The organism is Arthrobacter sp. B0427-1-12 (genome assembly GCF_059092905.1).
In genome coordinates this window covers 1-691 of the sequence record NZ_JBNHIC010000181.1, presented here as the reverse complement: position 1 = coordinate 691, position 691 = coordinate 1, and the positions used below count along the sequence as shown (strand labels likewise).

Annotated in this window: 2 protein-coding genes; one reads left to right on the top strand and one right to left on the bottom strand. The window is 65.8% G+C overall.

What is annotated here, in order from left to right; all coding sequences use genetic code 11:
• Positions 1-101 precede the first annotated feature (101 nt).
• Positions 102-317 (top strand): hypothetical protein, encoded by a 216-nt coding sequence (locus tag AC5RWU_RS24450; RefSeq protein WP_493986757.1) that lies wholly within the window; start codon positions 102-104, stop codon positions 315-317.
• A gap of 267 nt (positions 318-584) precedes the next feature.
• Here AC5RWU_RS24450 and AC5RWU_RS24445 read toward each other — a convergent pair whose 3' ends face one another.
• Positions 585-680 (bottom strand): Lsr2 family DNA-binding protein, encoded by a 96-nt coding sequence (locus tag AC5RWU_RS24445; RefSeq protein ID WP_493986758.1) that lies wholly within the window; start codon positions 678-680, stop codon positions 585-587.
• Positions 681-691: the final 11 nt, after the last annotated feature.

The following is a 691-nucleotide window of genomic DNA, read 5'->3' as shown; positions in this document are numbered from 1 at the left end:
TCCCGGCGCGGGAAATCCGCACCCAACCGTCCGGACAGTAAAGTATCTGGCGGCCCTGCCGTTCCCCCTGCGGCGGGCAGCTTGATCGAAAGGACTTTCCCATGACCGAGACCCTCTCTTCACCGCGCATCGAGGTCACCGCTACCACTGCCGCCGAAGCCGACCGGCTGCTGGACCGGGCGGCCCGGGCACTGCAGCACCGGGCACTGCGCGGGGACCGGCGCGGGATTCTGGCCACCCGGCACGACGCGGGCCGCTACAGCCTGGAACTGAGCGAGGCCGTGCCCTCCGGCCTCACCCAAGAGCAGACCGCCTAAAACCGGCAACCATGTCCGCTGCAGCCGCCGGGCATGCCGGGCACGTACTCACCCCAAAAGTGCTCCCCCGAGACCCGATCCATCGGCTCGAACCGAAGAAATCATTCACCGGGCCCGCCCCTCACCGCCAGCGGCCGCCCGAGTGCCGATAACAGTGAAAATGACGGCGCATTAAAACCGGGGAGGGGAATGCGCGCATTCCCCTCCCCGGCTGTTTGCCCTCAATGGGATCTCCGGGCTGAATGGTCTCAGCGGTCCCGCTGCAGATCAGGCCACAGCCTTTTGATATGCCTCAGCGACTTCGGAGGATATCCGGCCCCGCCCGGAAACGTCATAACCGTGTTCCCTGGCCCATTCACGGATTTTCCGGGTAT